This is a genomic window from Vibrio sp. 970 (assembly GCF_033339075.1).
The window spans coordinates 1-629 of sequence record NZ_JAWOTW010000467.1 but is presented as its reverse complement, the minus strand read 5'-3'; the positions used below and the strand labels follow the sequence as shown (position 1 = coordinate 629).

Here is a 629-nt window from a genome sequence, read left to right as displayed (position 1 = left end):
CCTTGACCTGTTCTGGCGTGTAAGAACGAGCGTTTTCAATAGTTTCTTTTTTAGATGTAGGAAGCTCTTTGGGTGGGTATAGTGTTTGATTGGGTTCTAACTTATGTGTGACATGCTGCATCATTGTTTGTATTGCCTGACGATCCATGTCGATTGTGCTTTGTTTACATTCGTGAGCGCGTAACTCTATGTAGTTTTTTGCTTGTTCTGGGGTTAGTTCTCTTAGAGAGCCAAGCTTGAACTCTTTCAAATAATCGCAACAAGTTTTCAGTGCTTGTTCGTAATTTCTAGCTGTTCCAACCGATTCTATGATGTTGCCTTTACCCTGCAATTCCTTCATCACAGAGGCGGCTTGAGCTTCAGATTTCGCAAAGTGTCCTCTAGCCATTGCGTGTTACTCCGATCGTATGGAGGTAACGAAGGATAGTGCTGCGTGCTGCATACTGATTATGCACAGTATGCAGGTGCAAAGAGATTAGCTCTAGAGATGCGCCAGTTTTGTACATTTTGGCGATTTCAGAACGGAACGGTTCAAGTTTAGAGGTGCGTTTCTTATAGTTTTTGCCTTTGCGTAAAGCACGGGTCTTTTTTGCAGCTTCGGTCGCTGCTACTGGATCAAAGCTCATAAA

At 43.2% G+C, this 629-nt stretch carries 1 protein-coding gene and 1 pseudogene; both read right to left on the bottom strand.

Translation table 11 applies throughout. The annotated features are described in order from the left end of the window. A pseudogene (locus R7Q11_RS27345) lies at positions 1 to 388 on the bottom strand (site-specific integrase); the annotation flags it as partial. Then, positions 381 to 629, bottom strand: a 249-nt coding sequence (locus tag R7Q11_RS27340) for a hypothetical protein (RefSeq protein WP_225467129.1), incomplete at its 5' end; no start/stop codon positions are given. The gene R7Q11_RS27340 and the pseudogene R7Q11_RS27345, both read right to left, overlap by 8 nt.